General features: G+C 68.4%; 23 protein-coding genes. 14 read left to right on the top strand and 9 right to left on the bottom strand.

From position 1 onward, the window contains the following. Positions 1 to 3: 3 nt before the first annotated feature. Positions 4 to 1,359 (top strand): DJ-1/PfpI family protein, encoded by a 1,356-nt coding sequence (locus ACSDR0_RS30535; RefSeq protein ID WP_435292358.1) that lies wholly within the window; start codon positions 4 to 6, stop codon positions 1,357 to 1,359. Between the two features lie 294 nt (positions 1,360 to 1,653). On the opposite strand, the gene ACSDR0_RS30530 is transcribed toward ACSDR0_RS30535, so the two are convergent. Continuing rightward, on the bottom strand, positions 1,654 to 1,941 hold the full coding sequence (locus ACSDR0_RS30530; protein WP_435292357.1) for a DUF1905 domain-containing protein: 288 nt from the start codon (positions 1,939 to 1,941) through the stop codon (positions 1,654 to 1,656). A gap of 385 nt (positions 1,942 to 2,326) precedes the next feature. Continuing rightward, the gene (locus tag ACSDR0_RS30525; RefSeq protein WP_435292356.1) at positions 2,327 to 2,866 is read right to left on the bottom strand and encodes a PadR family transcriptional regulator; all 540 of its coding nucleotides are present in this window, start codon (positions 2,864 to 2,866) and stop codon (positions 2,327 to 2,329) included. A 175-nt stretch (positions 2,867 to 3,041) separates the two neighbouring features. Here ACSDR0_RS30525 and ACSDR0_RS30520 point away from each other — a divergent pair, with 175 nt between their 5' ends. The 6 genes from ACSDR0_RS30520 (at position 3,042) to ACSDR0_RS30495 (ending at position 11,360) form a co-directional block, all read left to right on the top strand. Continuing rightward, on the top strand, positions 3,042 to 4,181 hold the full coding sequence (locus ACSDR0_RS30520; protein WP_435292355.1) for a serine hydrolase domain-containing protein: 1,140 nt from the start codon (positions 3,042 to 3,044) through the stop codon (positions 4,179 to 4,181). 515 nt (positions 4,182 to 4,696) lie between these two features. Continuing rightward, positions 4,697 to 4,915 (top strand): hypothetical protein, encoded by a 219-nt coding sequence (locus tag ACSDR0_RS30515; protein ID WP_435292354.1) that lies wholly within the window; start codon positions 4,697 to 4,699, stop codon positions 4,913 to 4,915. 282 nt (positions 4,916 to 5,197) lie between these two features. Continuing rightward, positions 5,198 to 5,746 (top strand): hypothetical protein, encoded by a 549-nt coding sequence (locus tag ACSDR0_RS30510; RefSeq protein WP_435292353.1) that lies wholly within the window; start codon positions 5,198 to 5,200, stop codon positions 5,744 to 5,746. A 251-nt stretch (positions 5,747 to 5,997) separates the two neighbouring features. Further along, on the top strand, positions 5,998 to 6,603 hold the full coding sequence (locus ACSDR0_RS30505) for a hypothetical protein (RefSeq protein WP_435292352.1): 606 nt from the start codon (positions 5,998 to 6,000) through the stop codon (positions 6,601 to 6,603). Between the two features lie 403 nt (positions 6,604 to 7,006). Further along, positions 7,007 to 7,423, top strand: a complete 417-nt coding sequence (locus ACSDR0_RS30500) for a hypothetical protein (RefSeq protein WP_435292351.1) — start codon at positions 7,007 to 7,009, stop codon at positions 7,421 to 7,423. A 274-nt stretch (positions 7,424 to 7,697) separates the two neighbouring features. Continuing rightward, complete coding sequence (locus tag ACSDR0_RS30495) at positions 7,698 to 11,360, top strand: nSTAND1 domain-containing NTPase (protein ID WP_435292350.1); 3,663 nt, start codon at positions 7,698 to 7,700, stop codon at positions 11,358 to 11,360. A gap of 42 nt (positions 11,361 to 11,402) precedes the next feature. Here ACSDR0_RS30495 and ACSDR0_RS30490 read toward each other — a convergent pair whose 3' ends face one another. Further along, on the bottom strand, positions 11,403 to 11,705 hold the full coding sequence (locus ACSDR0_RS30490; RefSeq protein ID WP_435292349.1) for a hypothetical protein: 303 nt from the start codon (positions 11,703 to 11,705) through the stop codon (positions 11,403 to 11,405). A gap of 142 nt (positions 11,706 to 11,847) precedes the next feature. Here ACSDR0_RS30490 and ACSDR0_RS30485 point away from each other — a divergent pair, with 142 nt between their 5' ends. From ACSDR0_RS30485 to ACSDR0_RS30475, 3 genes are read left to right on the top strand one after another with little or no spacing between them, the layout of a single operon-like run. Beyond that, positions 11,848 to 13,017, top strand: coding sequence for a sensor histidine kinase (locus ACSDR0_RS30485; protein ID WP_435292348.1), 1,170 nt, complete (start codon positions 11,848 to 11,850; stop codon positions 13,015 to 13,017). A 5-nt stretch (positions 13,018 to 13,022) separates the two neighbouring features. Further along, on the top strand, positions 13,023 to 13,709 hold the full coding sequence (locus ACSDR0_RS30480) for a response regulator (protein ID WP_435292347.1): 687 nt from the start codon (positions 13,023 to 13,025) through the stop codon (positions 13,707 to 13,709). 36 nt (positions 13,710 to 13,745) lie between these two features. Next, positions 13,746 to 15,167, top strand: a complete 1,422-nt coding sequence (locus ACSDR0_RS30475; protein WP_435292346.1) for a nitrilase-related carbon-nitrogen hydrolase — start codon at positions 13,746 to 13,748, stop codon at positions 15,165 to 15,167. Positions 15,168 to 15,615: 448 nt separating this feature from the next. Here ACSDR0_RS30475 and ACSDR0_RS30470 read toward each other — a convergent pair whose 3' ends face one another. The 4 genes from ACSDR0_RS30470 to ACSDR0_RS30455 form a co-directional block, all read right to left on the bottom strand. Then, entirely contained in the window at positions 15,616 to 16,458 is an 843-nt protein-coding gene (locus ACSDR0_RS30470) for an alpha/beta fold hydrolase (RefSeq protein WP_435292345.1), read from the bottom strand. Continuing rightward, a complete protein-coding gene (locus tag ACSDR0_RS30465; protein ID WP_435292344.1) occupies positions 16,455 to 16,892 on the bottom strand; it encodes a MarR family winged helix-turn-helix transcriptional regulator in 438 nt (145 codons plus the stop codon). Before ACSDR0_RS30465 ends, ACSDR0_RS30470 begins: the two co-directional genes overlap by 4 nt. Positions 16,893 to 17,153: 261 nt before the next feature. Then, on the bottom strand, positions 17,154 to 18,146 hold the full coding sequence (locus tag ACSDR0_RS30460) for a zinc-binding dehydrogenase (RefSeq protein ID WP_435292343.1): 993 nt from the start codon (positions 18,144 to 18,146) through the stop codon (positions 17,154 to 17,156). Between the two features lie 463 nt (positions 18,147 to 18,609). Beyond that, positions 18,610 to 18,891 carry a RidA family protein gene (locus ACSDR0_RS30455; RefSeq protein ID WP_435292342.1) on the bottom strand — a complete coding sequence of 94 codons (282 nt, stop codon included), beginning with the start codon at positions 18,889 to 18,891 and terminating at the stop codon, positions 18,610 to 18,612. A gap of 100 nt (positions 18,892 to 18,991) precedes the next feature. On the opposite strand from ACSDR0_RS30455, the gene ACSDR0_RS30450 reads away from it, so the two are divergent. The 4 genes from ACSDR0_RS30450 to ACSDR0_RS30435 all read left to right on the top strand — a co-directional run bounded on the left by ACSDR0_RS30450 (position 18,992) and on the right by ACSDR0_RS30435 (position 22,381). Beyond that, positions 18,992 to 19,855 carry a phosphatase PAP2 family protein gene (locus tag ACSDR0_RS30450; protein ID WP_435292341.1) on the top strand — a complete coding sequence of 288 codons (864 nt, stop codon included), beginning with the start codon at positions 18,992 to 18,994 and terminating at the stop codon, positions 19,853 to 19,855. A 292-nt stretch (positions 19,856 to 20,147) separates the two neighbouring features. Next, on the top strand, positions 20,148 to 20,312 hold the full coding sequence (locus ACSDR0_RS30445) for a hypothetical protein (RefSeq protein WP_435292340.1): 165 nt from the start codon (positions 20,148 to 20,150) through the stop codon (positions 20,310 to 20,312). A gap of 66 nt (positions 20,313 to 20,378) precedes the next feature. Next, positions 20,379 to 21,371: an MvdC/MvdD family ATP grasp protein gene (locus ACSDR0_RS30440; protein WP_435292339.1), complete on the top strand. Its 993-nt coding sequence runs from the start codon at positions 20,379 to 20,381 to the stop codon at positions 21,369 to 21,371. Next, positions 21,368 to 22,381: a TIGR04500 family putative peptide maturation system protein gene (locus ACSDR0_RS30435; protein WP_435292338.1), complete on the top strand. Its 1,014-nt coding sequence runs from the start codon at positions 21,368 to 21,370 to the stop codon at positions 22,379 to 22,381. The genes ACSDR0_RS30440 and ACSDR0_RS30435 overlap by 4 nt, the downstream gene beginning before the upstream one ends. A 24-nt stretch (positions 22,382 to 22,405) precedes the next feature. Here the strand turns inward: ACSDR0_RS30435 and ACSDR0_RS30430 are convergent, their stop codons facing one another. Continuing rightward, on the bottom strand, positions 22,406 to 23,236 hold the full coding sequence (locus ACSDR0_RS30430; RefSeq protein ID WP_435292337.1) for a CPBP family intramembrane glutamic endopeptidase: 831 nt from the start codon (positions 23,234 to 23,236) through the stop codon (positions 22,406 to 22,408). Positions 23,237 to 23,631: 395 nt separating this feature from the next. Further along, the gene (locus ACSDR0_RS30425; RefSeq protein ID WP_435292336.1) at positions 23,632 to 24,516 is read right to left on the bottom strand and encodes a sigma-70 family RNA polymerase sigma factor; all 885 of its coding nucleotides are present in this window, start codon (positions 24,514 to 24,516) and stop codon (positions 23,632 to 23,634) included. Positions 24,517 to 24,555: the final 39 nt, after the last annotated feature.

The raw sequence follows: 24,555 nt of genomic DNA, 5'->3' as shown, positions 1-24,555 counted from the left end.
ACCATGCCCTCGTTCCTGCCCCGCCTGACCCGGATCGTGCTCAGCGTTCTGCTCGCAGTGGCGATCCCCGCAGCCGCCCTCGCCGCCGGGTTCACGGTCACCATGGGCCGCGACTTCGCAGCCACACACACCGACCGCACTGTGCCCGCGCGCGCCCGCGCCCATCCCACGGATCGGATCCCGGTCGCGGTGTTGCTCGGCGCGAACGGGTCGGTTGCCACCGACGTGCTCGGCCCGTACGACGTCCTGGCCGACTCGTCTCGCTTCGACGTGTTCACCGTCTCGGTTGGCACGGATCCGGTCGCACTCTCCGGCGGCCTCACCACCGTCCCCGACCACACCGTCACCGACGTCCGCGACGGGACGGCCCCCGAGCCGCGGATCGTCGTCGTCCCCGCGTTCACCGACCCCTCCGGTGCCGACGAGGCGCCCCTGCGGGACCTGATCGAACACGTGCACGACGCCGGCGGCCTCGTCGTCGGCGTCTGCGCCGGCGCACGCGTGCTCGCCGAGACCGACATCCTCAACGGCCGGCGCGCCACCTCGTTCTGGTCCGACATCGACGGGCTGCGCCGGTCGCACCCGGAGACGACCTGGGTCGCTGGGAAACGGTGGGTGCAGGACGGCGACGTGATGACCACCGCGGGTGTCAGCTCCGGGATCATCGGCGCCCTGCACCTGGTGCAACGGTTCGCCGGCCCGGACGAAGCAGCGCGGATCGGCGCCCGGGTCGACCACCCCGGATGGGACTCGTCGACCACCACCGCCCCGGGAATCCCCGCGCAGCGCGTTTCCCCGGCCGACTACCCGTACGCGCTGAACGCGACACTGCCGTGGTTCCAGCCGACCTATGGTCTCGGCCTCACTGACGGGGTGGGCGAGATCGACGTCGCCGCCGCAGCCGACCTCTACGGCGGTGCCGCGTTCACCGCGCACGTCATCCCGGTCGCCGAGCATCCGGTCGTCACCACCGCGCACGGCATGCGGCTGCTCGCGACCCCCATCGATCAGGTCGCGGGCCTTGACCGCCTCGTCGTGCCGGGCGTCGAACGGACCACCCTCGCCGTCAACGGGGTGGCGGTATTCCTGCCGAAGGCAGCCGCGCACCCCGGCGACTCTGGATTCGACCCGGTATTGCGGGACATCGCCCGTACCGACGGCCGCGCCGTCGCCGCGACCGCCGCGAAGTACATCGAGTACCCCGTCCCAGCGCTGCCCGGCGAGGCGCGGATCCAGTGGCGGATCCTCGGCCTACTCGGCGCGGTGGTGCTGCTCGCCGTCCTCGGCGCGGCCACGCCCACCCTCGTTCGCCGCCTCGTCCGGCGCCGCCGCCCGGCGGCGGCCGACACCCCGATGTGACGAGCATCCGAACGCCACCCTCCGAGAGACGTCGCAGCAGCAAACCGAGTGGGTGATTTCCTCAGGGTTGGCCACGAGTCGCTGGCGAGTCTCGGCGTGCGGGACCGAGATCCGATCAGTGCTCGTTTCTCCAAGCACGCCACTGACTTGATTCGTCGCCCTCTGTCGGCGAATTCCGACCGGCCCGGTCACGGCGTGACCCTCGCATTTGTGAGGTCGGCCGCGCGGCATATCCGCATCTGCCGCTGTGCGCGGTCATGCCGCGCACAGCGAACTCGTTGGTCAGCCGGCCGGTCAGACATCGACGGCCAGGCGGACCGTCACCATGTCGCCCACCTCAAGCCCTTCGGCCTTCCGCACCCACGCCTTCACCGGCACGATGTACCGCCCATCTTTCGGGAACAGTGACGTCTTCCACCCGGTCCCCCCGATCGTCGCTGTGACCGGAATCATGCCCCAGCCGTAGGTCACGAGCCTGGAAGTCGCTTCCAGCTCACCGCACTCCTCTTCCGGAACGGTGATGAAGTGCCACGGCGCCGGGCCTTTCCAGAACCACATCTCGCCGCCGAATTCCAGGTTCATTCGATCAGGATAGGAGCCAACCGGTTCCAGCAGACGCGCTCACGCGTCCAGTTGATCGGCACTCGCGGTCGTGTTCGACATCCGGTTGGTCCTGACACGACAGGGATGGGTCACCCCCATGACTCTGTCCCCTTCCGGCGCCCGGAAACTGGGGGCGACTCGACCCACATGCCAAACACCCCCATGAACCCCGAGGCCTCCGGCGGAGGCACTCCAACTCCGGGATGACCAAGGTGTACGCAGTGCACGATCCGTGCCATCCAGCGCCCATGCTCACCGTCCGCCGACTCCTCGACCACCTCACCGGCCTGCCCGACGAAACTCCCATCGTGATCGACGTTCACGACGGCGACGGCTGGCACCTCGGGACCGCGTCTGTGCGGTGTCAGTGGTTCGGTGTCTCATGCCGGTCGATGTGATCGCGGAACCAGTCGATCGCGAAGCGGTGTGAGGCGATGCCGTAGTCGAGCGTCGCGCGCTGATGGGTGGCGAGGTCGCGGTGCTCCTCAGGAATGTCCAGGGTGTCGAGGTGCTTGCCGAGGGCCGAGAGCGCGGCGAGGTCGGTCTCGATGCGCGCCGTGATGCGGCGGAGCACCGGTACGCGTTCGGCCGGCTCCAACAGACCGAGGAAGTAGAGCCTGGACAGCGCCGCGGTCTCCAAATCGGGCCCGGCCAAGTCCCCTGTCATCCACGCGTGGAACTCCTGGCGACCGGCGTCGGTCAGGCGGTACACCTTCCGTCCCCGGCCTCCGGCTTCGACGCTGGCGACCTCGATGAACCCTCGCGCGAGCAGGGTATCCAGCGCGCGTTTGATGCTGCCGGAGCTGGCGCTGTAGAAGAGCGCGACGCCGGCCTCGAATCCTTTGATGAGGTCGTAGAAGGTCTGCGGGGCGATCAGGAGCAGACCGAGGATCACATGGGCCATTGGTCGAGTTTAGATCATTGACTCTCATAGACATGTCTAGTAGACACATCATCAAGTCCCCGGGGTGATGCTCATGGTCACGATGGCTGTCACAAATGCCGGTTGACCGCCTCGGCCAGTGGAAGGCATGGCGCCGAGGGGTCACGTTGAGGGAACGGAGACAAGGAACATTCACATGACATCGCCGCTCGCCACGGTCCCCGCTCATGACAATCACGTTCCCGATGACGTCGACGCGCGGCTGACGGGCCTGTTGGAGAGCCTCGTCGCGCAACGCGGCGTGCACCACGCCAACCTCGCCGTCACAAGCGGCGACGGGAGACAGCGCTGGTCCGCCGCCTCCGGTCCTGCCGATGTCGGCGATCATCCATTGCGTCCCGATACCCCGTTCTTCATCGCGAGCGTCACCAAGCGTTTCATCATCACGCTGGTGCTGCAGGCGCACGAGCGCGGTGAGCTCGCGCTGGCAGCGCCGATCGACAGCTATCTGCCGGCGGAGATGATCAGTGGACTCCATGTCTTCGGGGGGATCGACCGGACATCCGCGATCACGGTGCGCCACCTCGCGAGTCACACGTCCGGATTGCCGGATTACTTCGAAAAGCGTGGTGAAGGCCCCAGCTTGGGGGAGCACCTCGTCGCCGGCCAGGATCTGGCCTGGACCTTCGAGGACACGATGCGGACTACGCGCAAGCAGCGCCCGCACTTCGAGCCGCAGGACCTCACGGCCGCTCGGCAGAAGGCCCGCTACTCCGACACCGGTTTCCAGCTGCTCATCCGCATCGTGGAGACGGTGACCGATCGGTCGTTCGCCGATCTGCTGACCGAACGGATCCTCAGTCCGCTCGGCCTGACGCACACCTGGCTCCCAGGACATTGCCCGCCGGATCCGGCGACCGCAGCGCCCTCACCGCTCTACGCGAAACAGCGCCGCGTGGAGCTGACCTCGATGCTCGAGTCCTCCAACGACCTGTTCAGCACCACCGGCGATCTCCTCACCTTCCAGCGAGCGCTGCTGGACGGCGAACTCCTCAGTGACACCCGCTCGCTGGAGCTGCTCACCGAGCGGCGCAACCGGCTGCGTAACATCCCCATCCTCCGGTACGGACTGGGCACCATGTTCTTCAAGGTCGGTCGGCTCATGTCACAGGGGCGCCGCCCTGTCACGCTCGTCGGCCACTCGGGAGCCACCGGGACTTGGCTCTTCCACTGTCCGGAACTCGACCTGCACTTGGTCGGCACCGTTGACCAGACCAGGGGGCAGGCCATCCCCTTCCGGTTCATGGCGCGTTGCCTGGGCGTCTGGCGAACGTGAGGGCGAAAAGACCCTTCCATGTGACGTGCCGGGGGCTACGACCACCCTCGCGCCACCCGACACCGCCCGCGCCTTCACCAGGTTGTGCCTCCAGATGGGAATCCGGCAGTCCCTGGGAGGGGAAGGTTAGCCACGACGGTTTTGTCACTCTCCTGATAACTCGAATGAAGGAAGACGGGTACAGGCCTCCAGGCATGAAGCAGGTAATCGACGACATGCTTGCGTCGTAGGGAATGCTTGCGACACGAGCTTCTTCCGAGCCCCAAAATTGCCGAATTGTTCTTATGGGTATCAAGGCGGCGGCGCGGCGCGCCACCGCACGGCCCGCCGCCCGCCTGCCGTCCGGGCATGCGGCGTGGGCGCCGGTCCCGGACGGCAGGCGGGGCTCAGGGCCGCGCGCCGTACCAACGCCCGCCGCCCTCTTACGACCCGCCGCACCGAGGCCACACCGCCGCACACAGCCAAGTAGCCTCCGCTGTACTCTCGACCTATCGCTTGCGTGATGAGGAGCTGCTTTGCCCCCCGACGGATTAGCCATCCTCTTCTACCTTGCCTACGAGGTCATCATCGGTCTGCTGATAATCGTCGGCCTGGTCGTCTCCAGCGTTGGCATTACCGCCGCGCTCATCATCGTTCTCTACGCCTTGGCCCGTCGGGTTTTCAGCCTCCGGCGGGGGTCTCGGCTCCGGGATGATCGCGAGAAGCAAGGCTTCGTCCTTGAGTGGCTGAGGTAGAGCCGGATCTTCCCGTCCACCACGTCCTAGGCAAGCCCAACAGCTCGACTCCTCCGGATCAAGGCCGTCTGTGACCGTTGGCATCCCATGGCCGAGGAACGTCTACCGGTTGACGTACACGCGAAGACGACCTTGCCCCTCCATTCCCGAGCTGTTGCTCCTCCTGGGTGGGACGAGGCTGACGGGAAGTTCAGGCGGGCTCGGTGTGTGCGTCCGCACGAGGTTCTCAGGCTGTGCCACTCGCGACTGGTGACCCGACATTGAGGCCGGTACCGTGCCACGGTGCTCACCATCCGGATGAACGAGGCAGCGGCGTCCGCGCTTCGACCGCTGACGACTGTCGATCCACCACCCACCGTTCCCGACCTCGGCCAGGAGCTTCGTGACAAGTTCGCCGAGGGGCTCACCTACAACGACGGCGCCTGGATATTCACTGAGCACGTCGGCCAATGGGTGGGCATGCCTGCTTCCGCTTCGGCGGCGATCGCCAAGATGGGCTGGAAAGATCTGTCCGGCTACGAGTGGAACGTCAACGCCTTCCATCTGAAGGACTACGCGCCGATACATGGGGAGAACCTCGACGGGCGGCCTCGGATCAGCCACGAGGACCAGGTCGTGCTGATGAGGTTCGGTCTGGTTGTGGCCGACAACGTGTTCGGTCTCGTCCGAGCGCTACCGGAGCCGGCCCCCGCCCGGTGTGTCATCGGCGCGAACGACACCTGCGTGGTGTTTCGCTTTCACCAGATCCGCACCGGGGACGAGTGGATCGATGACGTCTTAAAGAAGCCGGACGATCCGGACATGATGGCCGTCGTTGATCGTCATCCTTGACAAGGGGGTTTCCTGACGGCGTGCCCGCCAGGAGGGGGATCAAGGGGAACTTACAGGGAAGCATGGATAGCCGAAGCGCTCCCCCGCAGGTCAGCACTTCGCCAGCTCAAAGGCCAAACACGTTGGAGATTTCCCAAGCTGACAGCGCGGGTTCGATTCCCCTCACCCGCTCCGCTCCAGGAGACCGGCAAGTTCCAATCGGTCAGATAACCCACATGCTCAGGTTCGTGAGCTGATGTCACACTGTCGCTGTGCCCCGAACCGACCTCAGCGAAATCGAGTATCTACGTCATATCGAGCACCTGGCACGCGAGATCGTCAATGCGGCAGACGGCGAGGGATGGCTCACTCTCACCACCACTTCCGACGAGGCCACGCCACTCCGGCGAGCAGTGATCGAGACAGCCCGCCAACTCCGTCACCATCACTTCGACGGGGACGGATGCCTCGACGAGGACCTTCCCCTGATGAAACTCGCCGGAGTCGTCATCCTTCGGCCGCACGCCGTTCCCGTCGGCATGGAAGAGAGCTACACCGAGATCTGCGCCCGCCTGGACGTCGAAGCCCGGCCCGGAGGGTGGGCGATCTGGAACACCTGGGCCAAAGATCGCCAGCCCATCTCGATCGTCCTGGTCGACTCCAGTGGCACCGAAGGACTGCTCACGAACTGGGCACAGGGCATCGAGGTCTACCCGGTCACCCCTCCCCCCGCCCAAGTGGTCATGACACGACAGGGATGGATCACCCCCATGACCCTGCCCCCTGCCAGTGCCCGGAAACTGGGGGCGACTCGACCCACATGTCAACATCCCACGAATCCCGAGGTCTCCGGCGGAGGCACTCCAACTCCGGGATGACCAAGGTGTACGTAGGTGCACGATCCGTGCCACCCTGCGCCCATGCTCACCGGGATCAGACGGAAGTCGCAGGATCAAACGCTCACTAATCGAAATCGATGCTTTCCGAGCTGCTGGTTTGTGCTTCCGTTACTGTTAGGCGAGTTGCGCGAGTGCAAATTGTCAGCCGTGGAGTCGCCGAGCGAGAGTGCCCTAAAACTACTGGCGATGACTTTGTTCCAACACATTGACCACTCTGTGGCATATGTACGAATTCACCATACGCGGATCTGTTCTCACATCCCGCGAGCCTCGATTCCATATACAGGTGTTTGTATCGCTTGCTCATGAAAGCTGATGTGATTACCGTAATTATTGGAAAACGGTGTGTAGCAGGTGATGGATGGAGCGATGGAGGTCGAGCATGGATCCGATCGTGATGGCGGCGGGGACCGCGCTGGTGACGGCGATGGCCACCGATGCCTGGCAGCAGGCCCGGGCGGGCGCGGTGGCGCTGTGGCGGCGGTTTGCTCCCGAGCAGGTCAAGACGGTCGAAGCCGAGCTGGACGAGGTCCGCGACCAGATACTGGCCGCCCGCCGTGAGGAAGACGTCGAGACCGAGCAGGCGCTGGCCGGGGAGTGGCGAGTACGGCTGGCACGGCTGCTTCGGCAGGACCCGCAGGCGGCCGCGGAGTTGCGGCGCGTGCTGGATGAGGTGCTCGCTCCGGCGTTGCCCGCCGCCGATCGGACCCGAATCAAATCGATCGTGATGAACGCCACGGCTCATGACGACAGCCGGGTCTACCAGGCCGGAGGCGACATGCACATCACCGAGCCATAGGGCACACAATCGCCGGACATTTCCCGATTTAAGTTAATTGTCTATACGTCGTGAAAGTGACCGATGGGCACGCCGTGGGGTCCATGGCCGATCCTCTTGTCGGGGCCGAGGTGGCGGGATCGACCATGGTCCTTTTCGCACGACCCAGCAGGAGCCGAACGTGTCCACGCCACCGCCGAATCACCCCGAGGGCAGCCATTTCCGTGCGACCGCCTCCGGCCGGGCCGAGATCACTCAAGTCGGCCGTGACCTGCATAAACACTTCTATCACGGCGTGCGTGAGCGGCGGCGTACCGAACCGGGCACCGTGGTCGACGCCTGTCCCTATCCGGGCCTGGATGCCTTTGGCCGAGACCAGGCACACTGGTTCTTCGGCCGGGACAGGCTGATCGGAACCCTGATCGACCGCCTGGACCGGCTGCGCCGGACCGGCGGCGTGCAGATGGTGGTGGCCCCCTCCGGCGCCGGAAAGTCCTCCTTGCTGCACGCCGGGTTGCTGCCCAGCCTCGAAGACGGAGCGTTGGACCACTCGGCCCACTGGCCCCAGATGGTGTTCACCCCTACCGCCACTCCGCTGAGCTCGCTGACCGCCTACCTCGGCCCGATCATCTCCTCGCTGACCGGCACCGCTCCCGCCCTCGCGCGGGAGGAACTCGCGGCCGATCCGCGGCGGTGTGTCCCGATGCTGGCTCACGCCCTGGAAACCGCCGACGGTCCCGACGCCGCCAAGCGGGTCGTGATCGTGGTGGATCAGTTCGAGGAACTGTTCACCCTGTGCACCGACGAGCCCCAGCGGGCCGCCTTCATCAACCTGCTCGCTGATCTGGCCGCCCCGGCCGCCGATGCTGCCGGGGAGGTGAGGCCCCCTCTGGCGTTCGTCGTGACCGGACTGCGAGCGGACTTCTATGCCGACTGCGCCCACTATCCCCGGCTTCGAGACGCGCTGGAGGACCGGCAACTGGTGGTCGGGGCGATGTCGTCCGACGAACTCCGGGAGACGGTCATATACCCGGCGCGCGATGTCGGGCTAGACATCGAGGACGGCCTGGTCGAGCTCCTTCTGAGTGATCTGGGAGCGACCACCGGTGAGAACCAGACCCCCGGCTATGAGGCAGGACGGCTCCCGTTGCTGGCCTATGCCCTGCGACGCACCTGGCAACGCCGCAACGGAGCCATGCTCACCGTGGCCGGCTACCGGGACATCGGCGGAATCCACGGCGCCATCGCCGACACCGCCGAGGAGGCGTTCGCCGGGCTGGACGACGCCGGGCAGGATCTGGCCCGGTTGTTGTTCCTCCGCCTCGTCAAGATCGGCGACGGTGGGACCGACGACGCCCGCCGGCGCCTGACCCACGCCGAGGCGGTGGAGGCCAGCCTCGACCCGCCGACGACCGCGGCGGTGGTGGACGTCTTCACCCGTCAACGCCTGCTGACTCGCCACCACGACGCCGTCGCGGGAACCGATACCGTCGAAATCACCCATGAGGCGCTCCTGCGCGGCTGGCCACGGCTACACGACTGGATAAACGAGGACCGCGCCGCCCAGTTGACCCGCCAGAGCCTCGAAGAAGCCGCGACGGAATGGGACCGCGGCAAACGCCGCGACCCTTCCTTGCTGTACCGAGGAGACCGCCTGGGGACCGCACGTACCTGGGCCGGTACCCCGCCGCGTCGTGACCTCAGTCCCGCCGCCCGGGCGTTCCTGACCGCCTCCACCCACCACCAACGCCGTAGCCAAAGGTTGCGCACCGGCGCCATCGCCGTGTTGACCGTACTGGCTGTGGTGGCCAGTGGTGCCGCCGTCTTCGCCTTCCAGCAACAACGCGAAGCCGAGCACCAGCAGCGAGAGGCGATCCGCCAGCGCGACCTGGCGACCTACGACCGTATCCTCGCTGAGGCCGACCGGCTGCACGACACCGACGTGTCTCTGTCCGCCCAACTGACTCTGCTCGCCCACCGGATGAGGCCGAGCGAGAGGCCAGGTGGTGAGACCTACACTCGGCTCCTCTCCACGCAGAACACGCCATTGAGCCAGCCCATCACCGGCCATACCAGAGCTGTCATCTCGGTGGCGTTCAGCCCGGACGGCAAGACCCTGGCCAGCGCCGGCCAGGATCGCACGGTACGGCTGTGGAGCCTGACCGATCCCACCAAGCCCGCCACACTCGGAAAACCCCTCACCGGACACACCGGCTCCGTCTTGTCGGTGGCGTTCAGCCCGGACGGCGAAACCCTGGCCAGCGCCGGCCAGGATCGCACGGTACGGCTGTGGAACCTGACCGATCCCACCAAACCCACCGCACTCGGACAACCCCTCACCGGCCACACCAACGCAGTCTGGTCGGCGACGTTCAGCCCGGACGGCAAGACCCTGGCCAGCGCCGGCGACGACCAGACGATACGGCTGTGGAATCTGACCGATCCCACCGAACCCGCCACGCCAAGAAGACAATCCCTTACCGGCCATACCAACGGCGTCATCTCAGTGGCGTTCAGCCCGGACGGCAGAACTCTCGCCAGCGCCGGCGACGACCAGACGATACGGCTGTGGAACCTTACTGATCCGGCAAAACCCGCCGCACTCGGAAAACCCCTCACCGGCCACACGGGCCCCGTCTGGTCGGTGGCGTTCAGCCCGGACGGTAAAACCCTCGCCGATCAGACGGTGCGACTGTGGAACCTCGCCGATCCCACCGAACCCACCACGCCAGGACAACCCCTCACCGGCCACACCAGCGCCGTCATCCCAGTGGCATTCAGTCCTGACGGCAAAACCCTGGCCAGTGCCGGCCTTGATGGGACGGTGCGGCTGTGGAACCTGACCGATCCCACCAAACCCACCGCACTCGGACAACCCCTCACCGGCCACACCAACGGCGTCTGGTCGGTGGCGTTCAGCCCGGACGGCAGAACCCTCGCCAGCGCCGGCGACGACGGGACGGTGCGGCTGTGGAACCTCACTGATCCGGCCAAACCCGCCGCGCTCGGACGACCCCTCACCGGCCACACCAACGCCGTGGCCTCGGTGGCGTTCAGCCCGGACGGCGAAACCCTGGCCAGCGCCGGCCTCGATCGCACGATACGGCTGTGGAACCTGACCGATCCCACCAAACCCACCGCACTCGGACAACCCCTCACCGGCCACACCAGTGCCGTCAACTCGGTGACGTTCAGCCCGGACGGCAGAACCCTGGCCAGCGCCAACGACGACAAGACGGTGCGGCTGTGGAACGTGACCGATCCGGCCAAACCCGTCGCACTCGGACGACCCCTCACCGGCCACACCAGCCCCGTCATCTCGGTGGCGTTCAGCCCGGACAGCGAAACCCTGGCCAGCGCCGGCCTCGATCGCACGATACGGCTGTGGAACCTGACCGATCCCACCAAACCCACCGCACTCGGACAACCCCTCACCGGCCACACCAGTGCCGTCAACTCGGTGACGTTCAGCCCGGACGGCAGAACCCTCGCCGGTGCGGGCAACGATGAGACGGTGCGGCTGTGGAACGTGACCGACCCGGCCAAGCCCACCGCACTCGGACGACCCCTCACCGGACACACCGGCTCTGCCGAGTCGGTGGCGTTCAGCCCGGACGGCAGAACCCTGGTCAGCGCCAGCCTCGACCGGACGGTGCGGCTGTGGAGCCTGACCGATCCCACCAAACCCACCGCACTCGGACAACCCCTCACCGGCCACACCGGCTCTGCCCGCTCGGTGGCGTTCAGCCCGGACGGCAGAACCCTCGCCAGTGCCGGCGACGATCAGACGGTACGGCTGTGGGAGTTCGGCTTGGACCACGTCATCCAGCGAATCTGCACTGCGGCCAGGAACACCCTCACCGCTGTTGCCCGGCAGCGGTATGTCGGAGAGGACATCTCCTACGATCCGCCGTGCCCATCAGGACCCGCGACGACCGCCCCGAGCTCCACAGGCTGACGCGCGGATAGCCCCGATCTTGTAGATCGAAGTCCCTGTGGTTCAGGGCGAGGTGGACTCGTTCGGAGGACTCACCCGGTCGCGTGCCGCGACGGCCAAGGCGATGAAACCACGAAAACGCGCGAACTCCTCCTGGTCCATCTTCAGTCTCACCCCACCCACGACCTGGTCGTCGCCCCGCCTGGAACCGAGCCGGACCTTGAACCCGTCGCCGTGCGGCTGGACATCCACCCCGAGAAACGCCACGTGGTAACGGCTGCTCTCGGAGAGACCCCGGTGAAAGATCTCAAGGGTCCTGCCGTCCTGCACCAGGATGTAATCGCCGAGCTGGAACTCTGCTGCCATAGCTCCCACTTCGAAACCGTCTAGATAACAATGCCCCCGACTGTCCCATACGATCGGTGGCCGCACACCGAGCCTGTGGCGTACGTAGCCCACTCGGCTGTGCGGCGCCTGAGGTGGGCAAGGGGCGGGTCGCACGGCCGGAATGATCACTCTTGAGAGTGAGGGCAGCGGGCGGATGAATCCGGATAATAAGCGGATGTTTGCAGCGGGCCGGGCCGGTAGGGCGGTTGACGGGGTGCTTGCGGCGGGCGTGGTCCTGGCTACGGTGGTGCCGCTTCTTCTGCCCGATCCCAATCCGTGGTGGATCATCGGGCTGGGGCTGCTGGCGTCGGTGCCGGTGGGGTGGCGCAGGCGGGCGCCAATGGTGGTGGCGGTGGTGGTCGGGGCGGCGATGTCGGTGTTGGTGACGTGGGAGAAGCCGTTTCTGCCCTTTGGACCGCTGCTGGCCGTCTACACGATCGCCGACCTGAGTCCCACGTGGAAGAGGCTGGCGGCGATTCCGGTGATCGTGGCGGCCGTGGGCACCTCGTTGGTGCTGCCGGGAGAGAACGACGAGACCTTCCGGCTGGTGGGGACCGCCTTCGTGGCCGCCTACGCGCTGGGCACCAGCGTCAGGGCGAGCCGCTCGCGAGCCGCCGAGTTGACCGAGCGGGCGCGGCGGCGGGAGCAGGAGCACATCGCGGCGGCGGCCGAGGAACGCACCCGGGTCGCGCGCGACATGCATGACATCATCACCCATTCCGTTGGGCTGATGGTGGTTCAGGCCGAAGCCGGGCCGGTGGTGGTGCGCAGCGATCCGGACAGGGCCGAGGCGGTTTTCGATGCGATCGCCGACACGGGGAGGGGTGCGCTGGCCGAGCTCCGGGGGGTGCTCACCGCGCTGCGGACCCCGGGCGAAGGTGACGGACCGGTGTGGGTCCGTGCCGACGGGCACCTGGGCGAGTCACTGTTCCAGCCGCGTCTGGCCAACCTCCCGGCGCTGCTCGATCGCAGCGGTCTCGATGTGGTGAGCACGACAGCCGGTACCCCGCGCCCGGTCGCGGAAAGCGTTGAGGCCGCCGTCTACCGCATCGTTCAGGAGGCGCTCACCAACGTGCGCAAGCATGCCGGTACGCGTGCCGTACGCCTCGCTCTGACCTGGGGAGAGCGCCTGACGGTGGAAATCGCCGACGACGGGCGAGGGCCGGGTGAGAGCGTCGGGTACGGGCTGGCCGGGATGCGGGAACGGGCGGCGGCATGCGGCGGGACGCTCAGGGCCGAAGCGGGACGGAACGGGGGATTCATGGTAAGAGCCGAATTTCCGCTTGAATAGCCCGCATGTTACGGGTGCTCATCGCCGACGACCAAGACCTCTTCCGCGCGGGGTTCGGGCTGATCCTGGGGGCGCAGCCGGACATGGAGGTGGTCGGTGAGGCCGCCGACGGCGAGGAGGCGATCGCCGCGGCCAGGCGGCTCCAGCCGGACGTGGTCCTGATGGACGTGCGCATGCCGGGTAAGAACGGCATCGAGGCGACCAGGGAGATCTGCGCCACCACCGCCGCCAAGGTACTCGTGCTGACCATGTTCGACCTCGACGAGTACGTCTACGACGCGGTCCGGGCGGGAGCGAGCGGCTTCCTGCTGAAGGACATCCGGCGCGACGAGCTGGCTCACGCCGTGCGTACCGTCGCCTCGGGTGAGGCCCTGCTGGCCCCGGCGGCGACCAGGAGGCTGCTTGAGGACCTGGTGCGCAGACCCGCCCACGGCGTCGCCCCCCGGCTGACGGCCAGGCTGGACGCACTGACCGAACGCGAGCGCGAGACGCTGAGGCTGGTCGCGCACGGCCTGTCGAACGCGGAGATCGCCGCCGCGCTCGTGGTCACCGAGCACACGGTCAAGACGCACGTCAGCCGCATGCTCACCAAGCTGGACCTGCGGGACCGGGTCCAGGCCGTGGTGCTCGCCTACGAGTCCGGGCTGGTGGTCGCCGGTGGGAGTGACAGCGGAGATCACACCCGCGAGTGACGCGCCGGCGGGGTGTGGGAAAGCACGATCATCGGCATGGAACGCATCCTCCTCACCCTCGCCTCCGCCGTCCTGACGCACTTCGGCACCGGTCTCCACCCCGTCTGGTGGCTCACCTGGCTCGCGCCGCTACCTGTCCTGTTCCTGGCTCGCCGGGCGGGCAGGGGTACGGCCTTCGCCGCCGGGACGCTCGTCTGGCTCGCCGGCCAGGCGCAGATGTGGCCGTACTTCACCGGGCCCCTTGAGATGCCGCCCGCGCTGGCCGCGGCCCTCATCGCCGGTCCCGCGCTCTGCTACGGCCTGGGCGTGCTGCTCTTTCGCACCCTGCTCGTGCACGGCAGGCCGCTCCTGGCGGCGTCAGCCGTGCCGGCCGTCTGGGTCACCACCGAGTACGTCATGAACCTCGCCGGACCGCACGGGGCCTGGTGGAGCCTGGCGTACACGCAGGCCGACTTCCTGCCCGTGCTGCAGACCGCCTCGGTCACCGGGGTCTGGGGCGTCACCTTCCTCCTGCTGTTCGTGCCCGCCTCCATCGCGGTCCTGCGGCCACGCGCGGCGGTGGTCTCGGGCGTGCTGGTCGCGCTCACGCTCGGCCATGGTCTCGTACGGCTCGCGACGCCCGCCGACACCGAAGGACGGAAGGTCGCGTTGGTCGCGACGGACAACCCCGAGGATCTCGTCCGCCGGTACGGCGAGGCCGTGGACACCGCGGTGGCCAACGGCGCGGAGATCGTGGTGCTGCCCGAGAAGGTCTTCAAGACCGCCGACCTGCCGTTCGCCCGCCCGGGTGCGGAGGTGGTCGCGGGGATCGCCATGGAGACCAACAGCGCGGTGAGCTACCCCTCCGGCGCGCGCTACGACAAGCACCACATGATCCCCGGGGTGGAGCGCAAGTTCCGGCCGGGCACCGGCCTGGCCTTCCTCGACGGCGATCGGCTCGGCCTCATCATCTGCAAGGACCTCGACTTCCCCGGCCTGGTCAGGGAGTACGGCAAGGCCGGCGTCGCCGCCCTGCTCGCGCCGGCCTGGGACTTCGACGAGGACGCGTGGCTGCACAGCCGCATGGCGGTGGTGCGCGGCGTGGAGAACGGCCTGGCGGTGGCCCGTGCCGCACGCGAGGGACGGCTGACGGTCAGCGACGACCGCGGCCGGATCGTGGCCGAGCGCTACAGCGACAGAACGGGCATGACCACGGTCACGGCCACGCTGCCTCAGGAGGGCTCGGCCACCCTCTACACCGCCCTGGGAGACTGGGCCGCATGGGCCTCGGCGGGGTTGCTGCTGCTCGCGCTCGGTGCGTTGGCCCGTACGAAATCCTCCAGCCCGGTGAGCGACGGCCGACGGCGCCGTACCGGGTCAGACGGTTCCTCTTCGGCCGCCTCGGCCGGCTCTGGATCTGTCTCGACCGGGCGCAGGAGCCGACGCGCCTGGTCTGGCGACAGCCGATCCACCAGGTGATGAAGCTCCTCATGCGCATGCCCGGCGCTCATCACCACGACTCCGCGCAAGCCGTTCTGCTCGCGGCAGCGGCACCACGCACCCAAGGGCTTCGGTGCGACCGGAATCGCCGTCCTTCAGGCTTGCGAAGGTCTCTCGACATCGAGGTTTCGTGCCGGACGCGTGCCAGAACAGGCGGGCGGGCCATCCGACCTGATCGAACGCCTGCTCTCCACGGCGATGTACGGGCTGGCGGCGCACGGGTAGCGGCGGCGGCTCTTGACCGGGCATCGCGGAGGCCGAGGGCGCGCCAGGCGACGCCTTCGATGTGATCTCGCAGCACACCGCGCTTGAGGGCGAACCGGTCGCGAGACCGCCTGGCCGAACCTTCGAAAAGAACACTTGACCGAGCCCTCAAAAAGAGCCGCCTGGCCGAACCTTCGAAGGCTGAACCCTTAAGGCTGACCTCCTAAAGGAGGAAGGCCGCGGCCCGCTCGGCCACGATCGGGGCCGTCTTCCCTTCCGGCCCGAAATGGTCGAGGCCGTCCAGGGTTTCGAGTGTGGCGTCGGGAAGGACGTCGCGGAGGGCGTCGAACTCGGCCCTGCCGGCGCGCGCGGTGCGGCCCCCGCGAAGGAGCAGCACCGAGCCGGTGACGGCCGCGAAGTCAGCGAGCCTGCCCTGCTGGGCCGCGATCTGCTCGTGCTCGGCCAGGTTGGCCTGGAGAAGGGGCCGCATCCGCCGCCAGCCCTGCCCCCGGAAGCCGACGCGCAACGCCATGCGCAGATACCAGTGCGGCAGCCTGGCCAGAAAGGCCGGCGCGCCACCCGAGCCTCGTATGAAGTGAACGAACGCGCCGTAGGGATCGCCCGCGGCCAGCCGTTCCCGGTAAGGGGCCATCCAGCCGGTGGGGACAGGGTCGCAGGGCACTCCTGGCTCGTAGGCCGCGATGCGGTCGAACATCTGGAACGACCGTGCGGTCTCCAGGATGACGAGGCCGCCGTAGCTGTGACCGAACGCCAGCCGCGCCCCGGTCTCCGCCTGGACGGCGAGAAGATCTTCCACTTCCCTCCCCAGGGCGTACCGGGGTCCCTGAGGGCCGCTGGCGCCGCGCCCTCGCCGCTCGACGAGATGCACCGTGAACGAGCGGGCCAGCGCGGAGGCCAGCGGCAGGTAGTCCTGCGAGGTTCGCAGTGCGCCGCCGAGCACGACGAGGCCCGGCCCTGCGCCCATCGTCCGGTAGCCGATCAACGTGCCGTCGGCCGAGAAGACCGTGCGCGGGCACACCGGCGAGGTCTGGATGTTCCGGCTCATCTGGCTCCCTCCCGCTCCAGGCGGTCGAACGTCGCCAGCAGCCGCGTGGTGTGCTCCACGTACTCGTCGTACGGCACGCCGCTGTGTGCGACGAGCGCGGCCAGCCGCTCCTCGAACCCCTGCTGGACCGACGCCACCAGCCGCTTTCCCTCGTCCGTGAGGCTCAGCCGCCGGCGGCGCCCCCCGGCCGGGTCGGGCTGGACGTCGAGAAGCCCCTCGGCGGCGAGGACACCGGTCATGCGGCTCACCGAGGGCTCGGTCACGCCGAGGGAGTCGGCGAGGGCTCGTTGCGTCGAGGCGCCCAGCTCTCCCACCAGGGTCAGCGCCAGGAAGCGGCTGTAGGAGATGTTGTGCTCCGCCCGCAGGATCCGGTCGGCCGCCCGGTCCAGGCGGGCGGTGAGCACGTGCAGGTTGAAGCTCAGGTTTCGTTCCACCCCGCTAATTTAACATGCTAACTTAGCAATGCAAGTAAGAGTTCCGGCTGGTTCGCTCCTCGGGCGGTGACCGTGGGTCGCGAGCCGCCGCGATCGCCCCGCACGACCGGGTCGCGCCGAAGCCTCGGCACGGTCGTACGGCCCGGACAGCGGTTGGTGGCGACGGACGCCGTTTCACGACGACCGTCCCCCGCCACCGGACCCGTCTCGGGTCTCGCGTCTCGCGTCTCGCGGGAAACGGGTCACGGGAAACGGGCCGCGTCACGGGAGGACGACGATGCGTCCGCGGGGGCGGTGAGGCTCGGTGCCTTCCTGGAGGCGGTGGGACCGGGCGGCCTCGGTGAGCGGCAGCCGTGTCCCGATCCGGGAGACCAGGGTGCCGCGGGCCAGGAGGTGGTTGATCGCCGTGGCCGCCGCGGCGAGTTCGGCCACGGTGGCGTTGCTGATCGCGAAGCCGCGGAGGCTGGCGTTGCGCGTGTAGAGCTGCCCGACCGGCAGCACGGGGGTGGCGCCGAGACCGGCCAGGATGATCATCCGGCCACCGCGGGCGAGCAGGGGGACGGTCTGCTCCAGGTGGTGCCGGCCGGTGTTGTCCCAGAACACGTCCACCCCGCCGGGAGCGAGTTCGGCGATCTCCGCGTACACATCCGGGTCGTGGTGGTCGACGACCTCGTCGGCGCCGCACCGCCGGCACCAGTCGAAGTCGTCCGGGCGCGCGGTCGCGACGACCCGCGCCCCCGCGGCCACGGCGAGTTGAACGGCGGCCGTGCCGACCCCGCCGCCCGCGCCGGTCACGACGATCGTCTCCCCGATCCGCAGGCCCGCCTCCTCGAACAGGCCGATGTGCGCGGTGGCGGCGGTGTGCAGGGAGGCGACCGCGTTCTCCGGATCGACGCCGCCGCCGGGCAGGTGGTAGAGCCGGTCGGCGGGCACGGCGGCGTAATCGGAGAAGGACCCCTGGCGACCGTCGAACCCCAGACTGTTGCACCACACCGTGTCGCCGGGAGCGAACCCCGGCGCCGCCGTGATCACGGTCCCCACCAGGTCGCGGCCGATGATGAACGGGTACGGCAGACGCGTCCGGTAGGCGCCGGAGCGGACGAAGGTGTCGACGTGGTTGACGGCGAGCGCCCGCACCTTCACCAGAATCTCCGGCGGGCCGAGTTCGGGCACACGGAACCTGCCGATCCGTATCTCGTCCGCCGGGCCGGGCCGCGTGATGTACGCCGCGGTCATGGTCTCCTGGTCGCTCATCGTTCCTCTTCCAGGTCAGCGAGGTACGTACGCGCCCACGCCTGCCTGAGATCACCCTCGTCGGCGTCGCCGAAGGTGTGGGCGGTCTTCGTCATCTCTCTCAGTGAGGCCTCAGGCTTCAGCCCCAGGGAGGAGGCCGGGATTTCCGCGCTTCCCGCGCGGGGCGGGCCTTGGCCGGCCGAGCCGTTGGCGTTCCATCAGCCAGGGTAACGAGAGGCGACCAGGATCACTCACAACCGGCACCGACTGCGGGTCGGCGCCCCATAGGACATGATCCACACGATTCCCGAGCCGACGGCGCGGGTTCGGCTCCCGTCACCCGCTCCACGCCTGAAGGCCCGGGTCGAAGATATTTCTCCGGCCCGGGGCCTGGTCTTTGCCGGAACCTGGAGCGAGGCGCACCCGCGGATCGGCTCCGTCGACGGGTGGACCATCCGGCTCGGCGGGCGCGGTCGACCCGTGCCTATCCCGCGGCGATGACCTCCAACTCCACGAGCCGGTTGGCGGCGAGCGTCTGCACGACGATCGCGGTGGTGGGGATGGTCCGGCCGCCAAGCGCCGCCACCCTGGCCGTGGTGTTCGCCTCCGCGTACGACGCGTCACGCAGGTAGCTGGTGAGGCGGACGATGTTGTCGACGGTCATATCCGCCGACGCCAGGATCGCCCGCAGGTTGGACCAGACGAGGGCGAGCTGTTCGTCGAGCGTGGCCCCGGCCGCCCGCGACTTCGGGCCGCTCTCCGCCATTACGCCGCTCCACAAAGGACGCTCGACATCAAATTGCCGGGCTCCAGAGACCGATGAATCAAATGCCCGCCACCAAATCATGGTCAGCTATGGTGACCGCATGAGCCCACCGCCGGATCGCGAAAATCGGCGGCGTGAGGTTACCGTCGGCCGATTTTCGCGCCTGGTCGAGCGGGCCCGATCGGGCGCGCTTGTCGAAGGCTCGCGTGGGCGCCCCGCCGTACTCGTTGAAGTGGTTGTTCTGCTGCTCGGGTTTCTGCTCTTCGCGCGCCTTCACGCCGCGGCCGGTAAGGACATCGCGTCTGCCACCGCAAACGCTCTGGCCCTGCAGTCAATGGAACGCGCCCTCCACCTGAACGTCGAGCAGATGGCGAACGAATGGCTCGTCGAACATCCGGCCCTGATCCAACCGGCGGTTTACTACTACCGCCTGTACTACGTCGTGCTTATCGGTGTGCTGGTATGGGTTTTCGTCTGGCACGCCGATGTCTACATCAAAGTCCGCCGGACCCTTCTCGCGATGATCGCCCTCGTTCTGCCGGTCTTCTGGGCGCTGCCCATGTCGCCCCCGCGGTTCGCCCTGCCGGGTGTCGTCGACATCATCGCCGAGCACGACATCCTGGGGAGCCATGGCTCACGAGGGACCGGGAGCGGCCAGAATCTCTACTCGGCCATGCCCAGCATGCACGTGGGATGGTCGGCGTGGTGCGCGTACGCCGTGTGGTCCGCGCTCCGTTCCTCCCACCCACGATCGGCGCTGTTGTCGTGGCTGTTCCCGCTCGGCATGGTGGCGGACGTGCTCGTCACGGGAAACCACTACGTGCTCGACATCGTCGGAACCGCCGTGTTGCTCGTTGTCTCCATCGCCGCCGCATCGGCGTGGGGCCGCCTCGCCGGACGCTCGCGCGGGGCGAGATCCGGCGTTCGGGCTCAGGACCGCACGCCTGGTGGTCCTGAGCGCTGATTCGTCTTTCAAGAGCCCGCGAAGCTCGAAGGGATCCGGACGGCACGATCGCACCGGCCACCAGTACGGGCCAAGAAGCCCTCACGCCCTCTACGACGTCCTCCTCCTTCACCTGGTTCACCGTCGCCGTACGGAAGCGAGGGAGAGGCGGGACGCGCGCCACCGGGACGCCGGCATCCGGAATCCGGCATCCGGAATCCGGCGAAGATCCAAGTCACCCTCAACCCACTTGCAAGATCGCACTTGAAAGATCAGGGCCACTGGAACGCGAGATGAGAAGAGGTGAAAAAAAGTGACTGTTCGCCTGGATGATCTGGACGACGCCGCGGAGCTCCCCGAGGACGCGCTGGGCGCCGTCGTCGGAGGTCGTGACGCGATGACCCCTCCGACCCCCAAGGTGTCCTCCTCCCTCGGTAACGGGACGAGGGGAGACCCGCTGCCCGACACCTGGACCTAAGAACGCCGGGCGGCACCCGTACGGCCGGCCGTGCGGGTGCCGCCCGCTCCCGATGTGGAGAATCCCTTGATTCTGGTACTCAGCCGAAAAGACGACCTGGCGGTCAACCTGGTCCTGCCCAAGCTCGTCGAGCGAGGCCTCGAGGTGTTCTGGTGGGATCCGGGCGACTACCCCGCCGAGAGCCGGATCACCTCCCGGCTGGTCGACGGGGTCTGGCGGCACACACTGGTCTCGGGCGGCACGGAGTACGACTGCTCGACCATCAGCGCCGTCTGGAACCGCAGGCCCTCGCGCCCCCGGCCGGCGGAGACCGTCGAGGACGCGACACACCGCGGCTACGTAGAGAAGCTGGCGAGGATCTACCTCAACGGGTGGGAGGACACCTTCGACGCCCGCTGGTTCCCGGCGCGCAGCATCGACGTGATCCGCACCCAGAGCAAACTGGTCAATCTCACGGCCGCCGCCCGGCTCGGCTTCACCGTGCCGGAGACGACCGTCACCAACGACCCCGAAGAGCTGGCCGAGGCCTGGACGGCGGCGGAGGGACGGCTGATCTCCAAGGAGGTCGAGTTCGTGGAGTTCGCGCTGGACGGCGAGGGCCACAACTTCTACACGACCCCGGTCACCCGGCGGCACCTCACCAGCCGGCACCGCCTGACCCACGCCCCCGCGATCCTCCAGCCCTACGTCGACAAGGCCGTGGAGCTGCGGATCACCGTCGTGGGCGACCGTGTCTTCACCGCGGAGATCCACTCGCAGGGGTCGAGGGCCACCCGCCACGACTACCGCCACTACGAGGGCCACTTCTCCCAGTACGCCGTCCACGACCTGCCCGAGGACATCGAACGGCGCTGCGTCGAGCTGGTCAGGTCGCTGGATCTGGCCTTCGGCTGCATCGATGTCATCCTCACCCCGAAGGGCGAGTACGTGTATCTGGAGCTCAACCCCGCCGGCCAGTGGGGATGGATCGAGGAGTTCACCGACCTGCCCATCTCCGAGGCGATCGCCGACTGGCTCGCCGCGGAGGAACGTCCCGTCCCACAGGTGGTCCCGGCGTGACAGCATTTCCCGCATTTCCCGAGTTCCCCGAGACACTGGCCGAGGCCGTCGAACTCCTGCGCGGGCTGTCGCGCAGGCACACCGGCGTACCGGCCGCGCACGGCGCGGTCGCCGCGTGGCGTGCGACCCGCCCCGCGAGCCGGGCCCAACTGATCGTGGACGCGCGACCCGGCTCGCCGGTCGTCGACTACGACCTGCTCCTCGACCATCCAGGCGGTGGGACCGTCGCCGTCACCGCGTCCGTCGAGGACGGGGTTCCATGGACGGTCGACCACTCCACCCACTGGGCCGCGGGCAAGGTCCTGGCCGTCGACGGGCAGGAGTTGTCGGTGCAGACCGCCCTGCTCACGCTGCGGGCACTCGCCGACCGCGACCGGACCGTGCACGACGACCTCATCGACTACTGCGTCCTCACGCTGGCCAGCTGGGAGGAGCCCGAGCCTTCCCAGGAGGAGCTGCAGCGGGCATCCGACGACTTCCGCAGGCAGCGCGGCCTGCACAGCCGCGCCGACATGCTGCGGTGGTTGGAGGAGGTCCAGCTGACCCCCGGCGCGTATGACAACCACCTGTACTCCCTGGCCAAGATGCGCGGGTTCAGGACACGCCTGGAGGCCGAGTCGGCCAGGGCCTACTTCGACGACCACGCCGCGGAGTTCGACCAGGTCTCGGCCGTGTGGGCGGTCGGGCCCGAGCCGAGGCTGATCGAGCTGGCGGGTCACGACGATCCCCTCGCGGCGCTCGCCGGGGCGGTGGCGTCCCCCTCGGGCGAGCTCGCCGTCCACGTGGCCGACCGGGTCGCGTCCGAGTTGCCCGCCCCGCTGCGCGAGGCGGCCGAAGGGGTGACGGTCGGGCCGGTGCCGTATCGCGACGCCTTCCTCCTCGGGACCGTACGCCGCCGCCGCCCCACCGAACCCTCCCCCGACACGCTGGCCGCGGCCGGACGGGCCGCGTTCTCCGCCTTCCTCACCGGCAGGCGGGCGGAGGCGAAGATCGAGTGGTACTGGCTGTGATCCCCTCCGCGCCCGGGTACGTCCTCAGCGAACGGGGTCCGGTTCGAGGGCCCGCCAGTTCAGGCGTTCCCGGTGGAGACGTTCCATGGCCATCCAGCCGAGCGAGAACGGCAGGCCGCCCAGGGCGACGATGCTCAGGATGCCGGGTCCGGTGACGTCGAAGACGGCCCCCGGGCCGTCGAACAGCTGGGCGACGGTCTGGAAGGCGAGGTGGAAGCCGATGCCCGCCCAGATGTCGCCGGTGGCGACGCGGAAGCCTCCGAGGATGAGGCCGAAGACGAAGAAGACGAGGAGCCTGTCGAGGGAGGCGGCGGCTCCGACGAGGAATCCGAACAGCGTGAACAGTGCGGCCTGCCCGATGACCGCCTGCCAGGCCGGCACCACGGTGACGAGGTTGCGCTGCAGATAGCCGCGGAAGACGAGTTCCTCCGGCAGCGCCTCGTACAGGAAGACGAGCACGACCAGGAGCGCCGCCACCCGGAGGGAGTCCGCGGCGGAGGTGCGCAGGCCGATCTCGACCCAGCCGAAGCCGAGACAGAGCGCGAACCCGATGGCGGCGGGGATGAGCCAGCAGGCCATCCCGAGCGCCAGGCTCCGCAGGCCGACGCGCGGGGAGGGCAGCCCGAGGCCGGTCCAGGGCCGACGGTCGAGCAGGCGGCGGGCGGCCACGACCATGGGGATGACGAGAACCGTCGTGAGGACGGCCCTGGCGGCATGGGTAAAACGGTCGTAGTCGTCGCCGAGCGGGGTGCCGTGGTAGACGAACAGCCAGAGCAGGACGGCGACGGCGAACACGATGAGGATTCGCCAGAGCGGGGCGAGGCGAGAGTCGGGGGTGGTCCGGGGATCAGACACGTCAGGTTCGCTCTCTACGAATGGCCTGGCAGTGGATCTCGATTTCGATCCTAAGGCGGTACGGCACGCTCCGCTCGACCCCTGCCCCTACCTCGCGAGATTCGCCCTCGGCCCGCGAAAGTCACCCTCGGTCCCCGCACCGCGCACCGCGCACCGCGCACCGCGCACCGCGCACCGCGCACCGCGCACCGCGCACCGCGCACCGCGCACCGGCCATGATGCCCCGCACCACCGCGGCCGGGAGGTGGAGTGCCGGGCAGGGCGCTGGCACACCTGGAGCCTGTACGGACTTCGGATCTTCAAACGGGTGGGAAGGCTTCGGCTCCGCATGATGGCTTCGCACAGATAAGGGCGCGGGCGGCTTGCGGTGCCGCGATCTCATGCTCGGCAGTGACTCACCCCGGATCCGGCAGGTCCGTCGACGCGAGCCTGGCCGGGTCGATCACGGTCGCGATGGCGACGATCCGGCCGTCGACGACGGTGAACGCCATGACCGAGAGCGGAGCTCCGTTCTCGTGCCAGGAGACGAACCCGGGAAGGCCGTTTACGAGCACCGCTCGCCCTCGCGCGGCTGCGCCGGCGGCGACTCTCGCGGCTGCGCCGGTGGCGACCTTGGTGGCGCCGAGGATGACGACCACACCGTCGGAGGTGTCGACGGTCAGCCTCACCTCCGGGTCGAGCACGCGCAGCAACCCCTCGAAGTCGCCGCGGCGAGCCGCCGCCAGGAAAGCCTGGATCACCTCGCGCTGCTCCCGTCCGGCGGCCGCCGGCCGCTCGGTCGCCTGCACCTTCCTGCGCGCGCGACTGGCGAGCATCTTGGTGGCGTCGGTGGACCTGCCGAGGATCTGGCCGATCTCGTCGAACGGCACCGCGAACAGGTCGTGCAGCACGAACGCCAGCCGCTCGCTCGGTCCGAGCGACTCCAGGACGACCAGGAGCGCGAGCCCGACCGAGTCTGCGAGCGCCACGTCGTCCTCCGGCGCAAGGCTGTCGTCGACCGTCACGACGAGTTCGGGCAGCCGGTCGTCGTAGGACGCCTCGGGGCGGGTCTGGCGTGATCGCAGGACGTCAAGACTGATCCGGCCGACCACCGTGGTCAGCCAGCCGGCGAGGTTGTGGATGGTCGCCGTGTCCTGACGGGAGAGCCGCAGCCAGGCCTCCTGGACCACGTCCTCGGCGTCGGCGTGCGAGCCGAGCATGCGGTGGGCGACCGCGCGCAGCCGGTCGCGCTGGGCCTCGAACGCCTCGCCCACCGGGTCCGTCGGGCTGGTGTCGGACATGTTGTTACCTTCCTCGGATCTGCTTCGTCATAGGTCATG

Origin of the sequence: Streptosporangium sp. G11, assembly GCF_051192615.1 — a bacterium.
Taxonomy (GTDB): domain Bacteria; phylum Actinomycetota; class Actinomycetes; order Streptosporangiales; family Streptosporangiaceae; genus Streptosporangium.
Note: the sequence above shows the minus strand (reverse complement) of the source record. Positions and strands in the feature narration are given on the sequence as shown.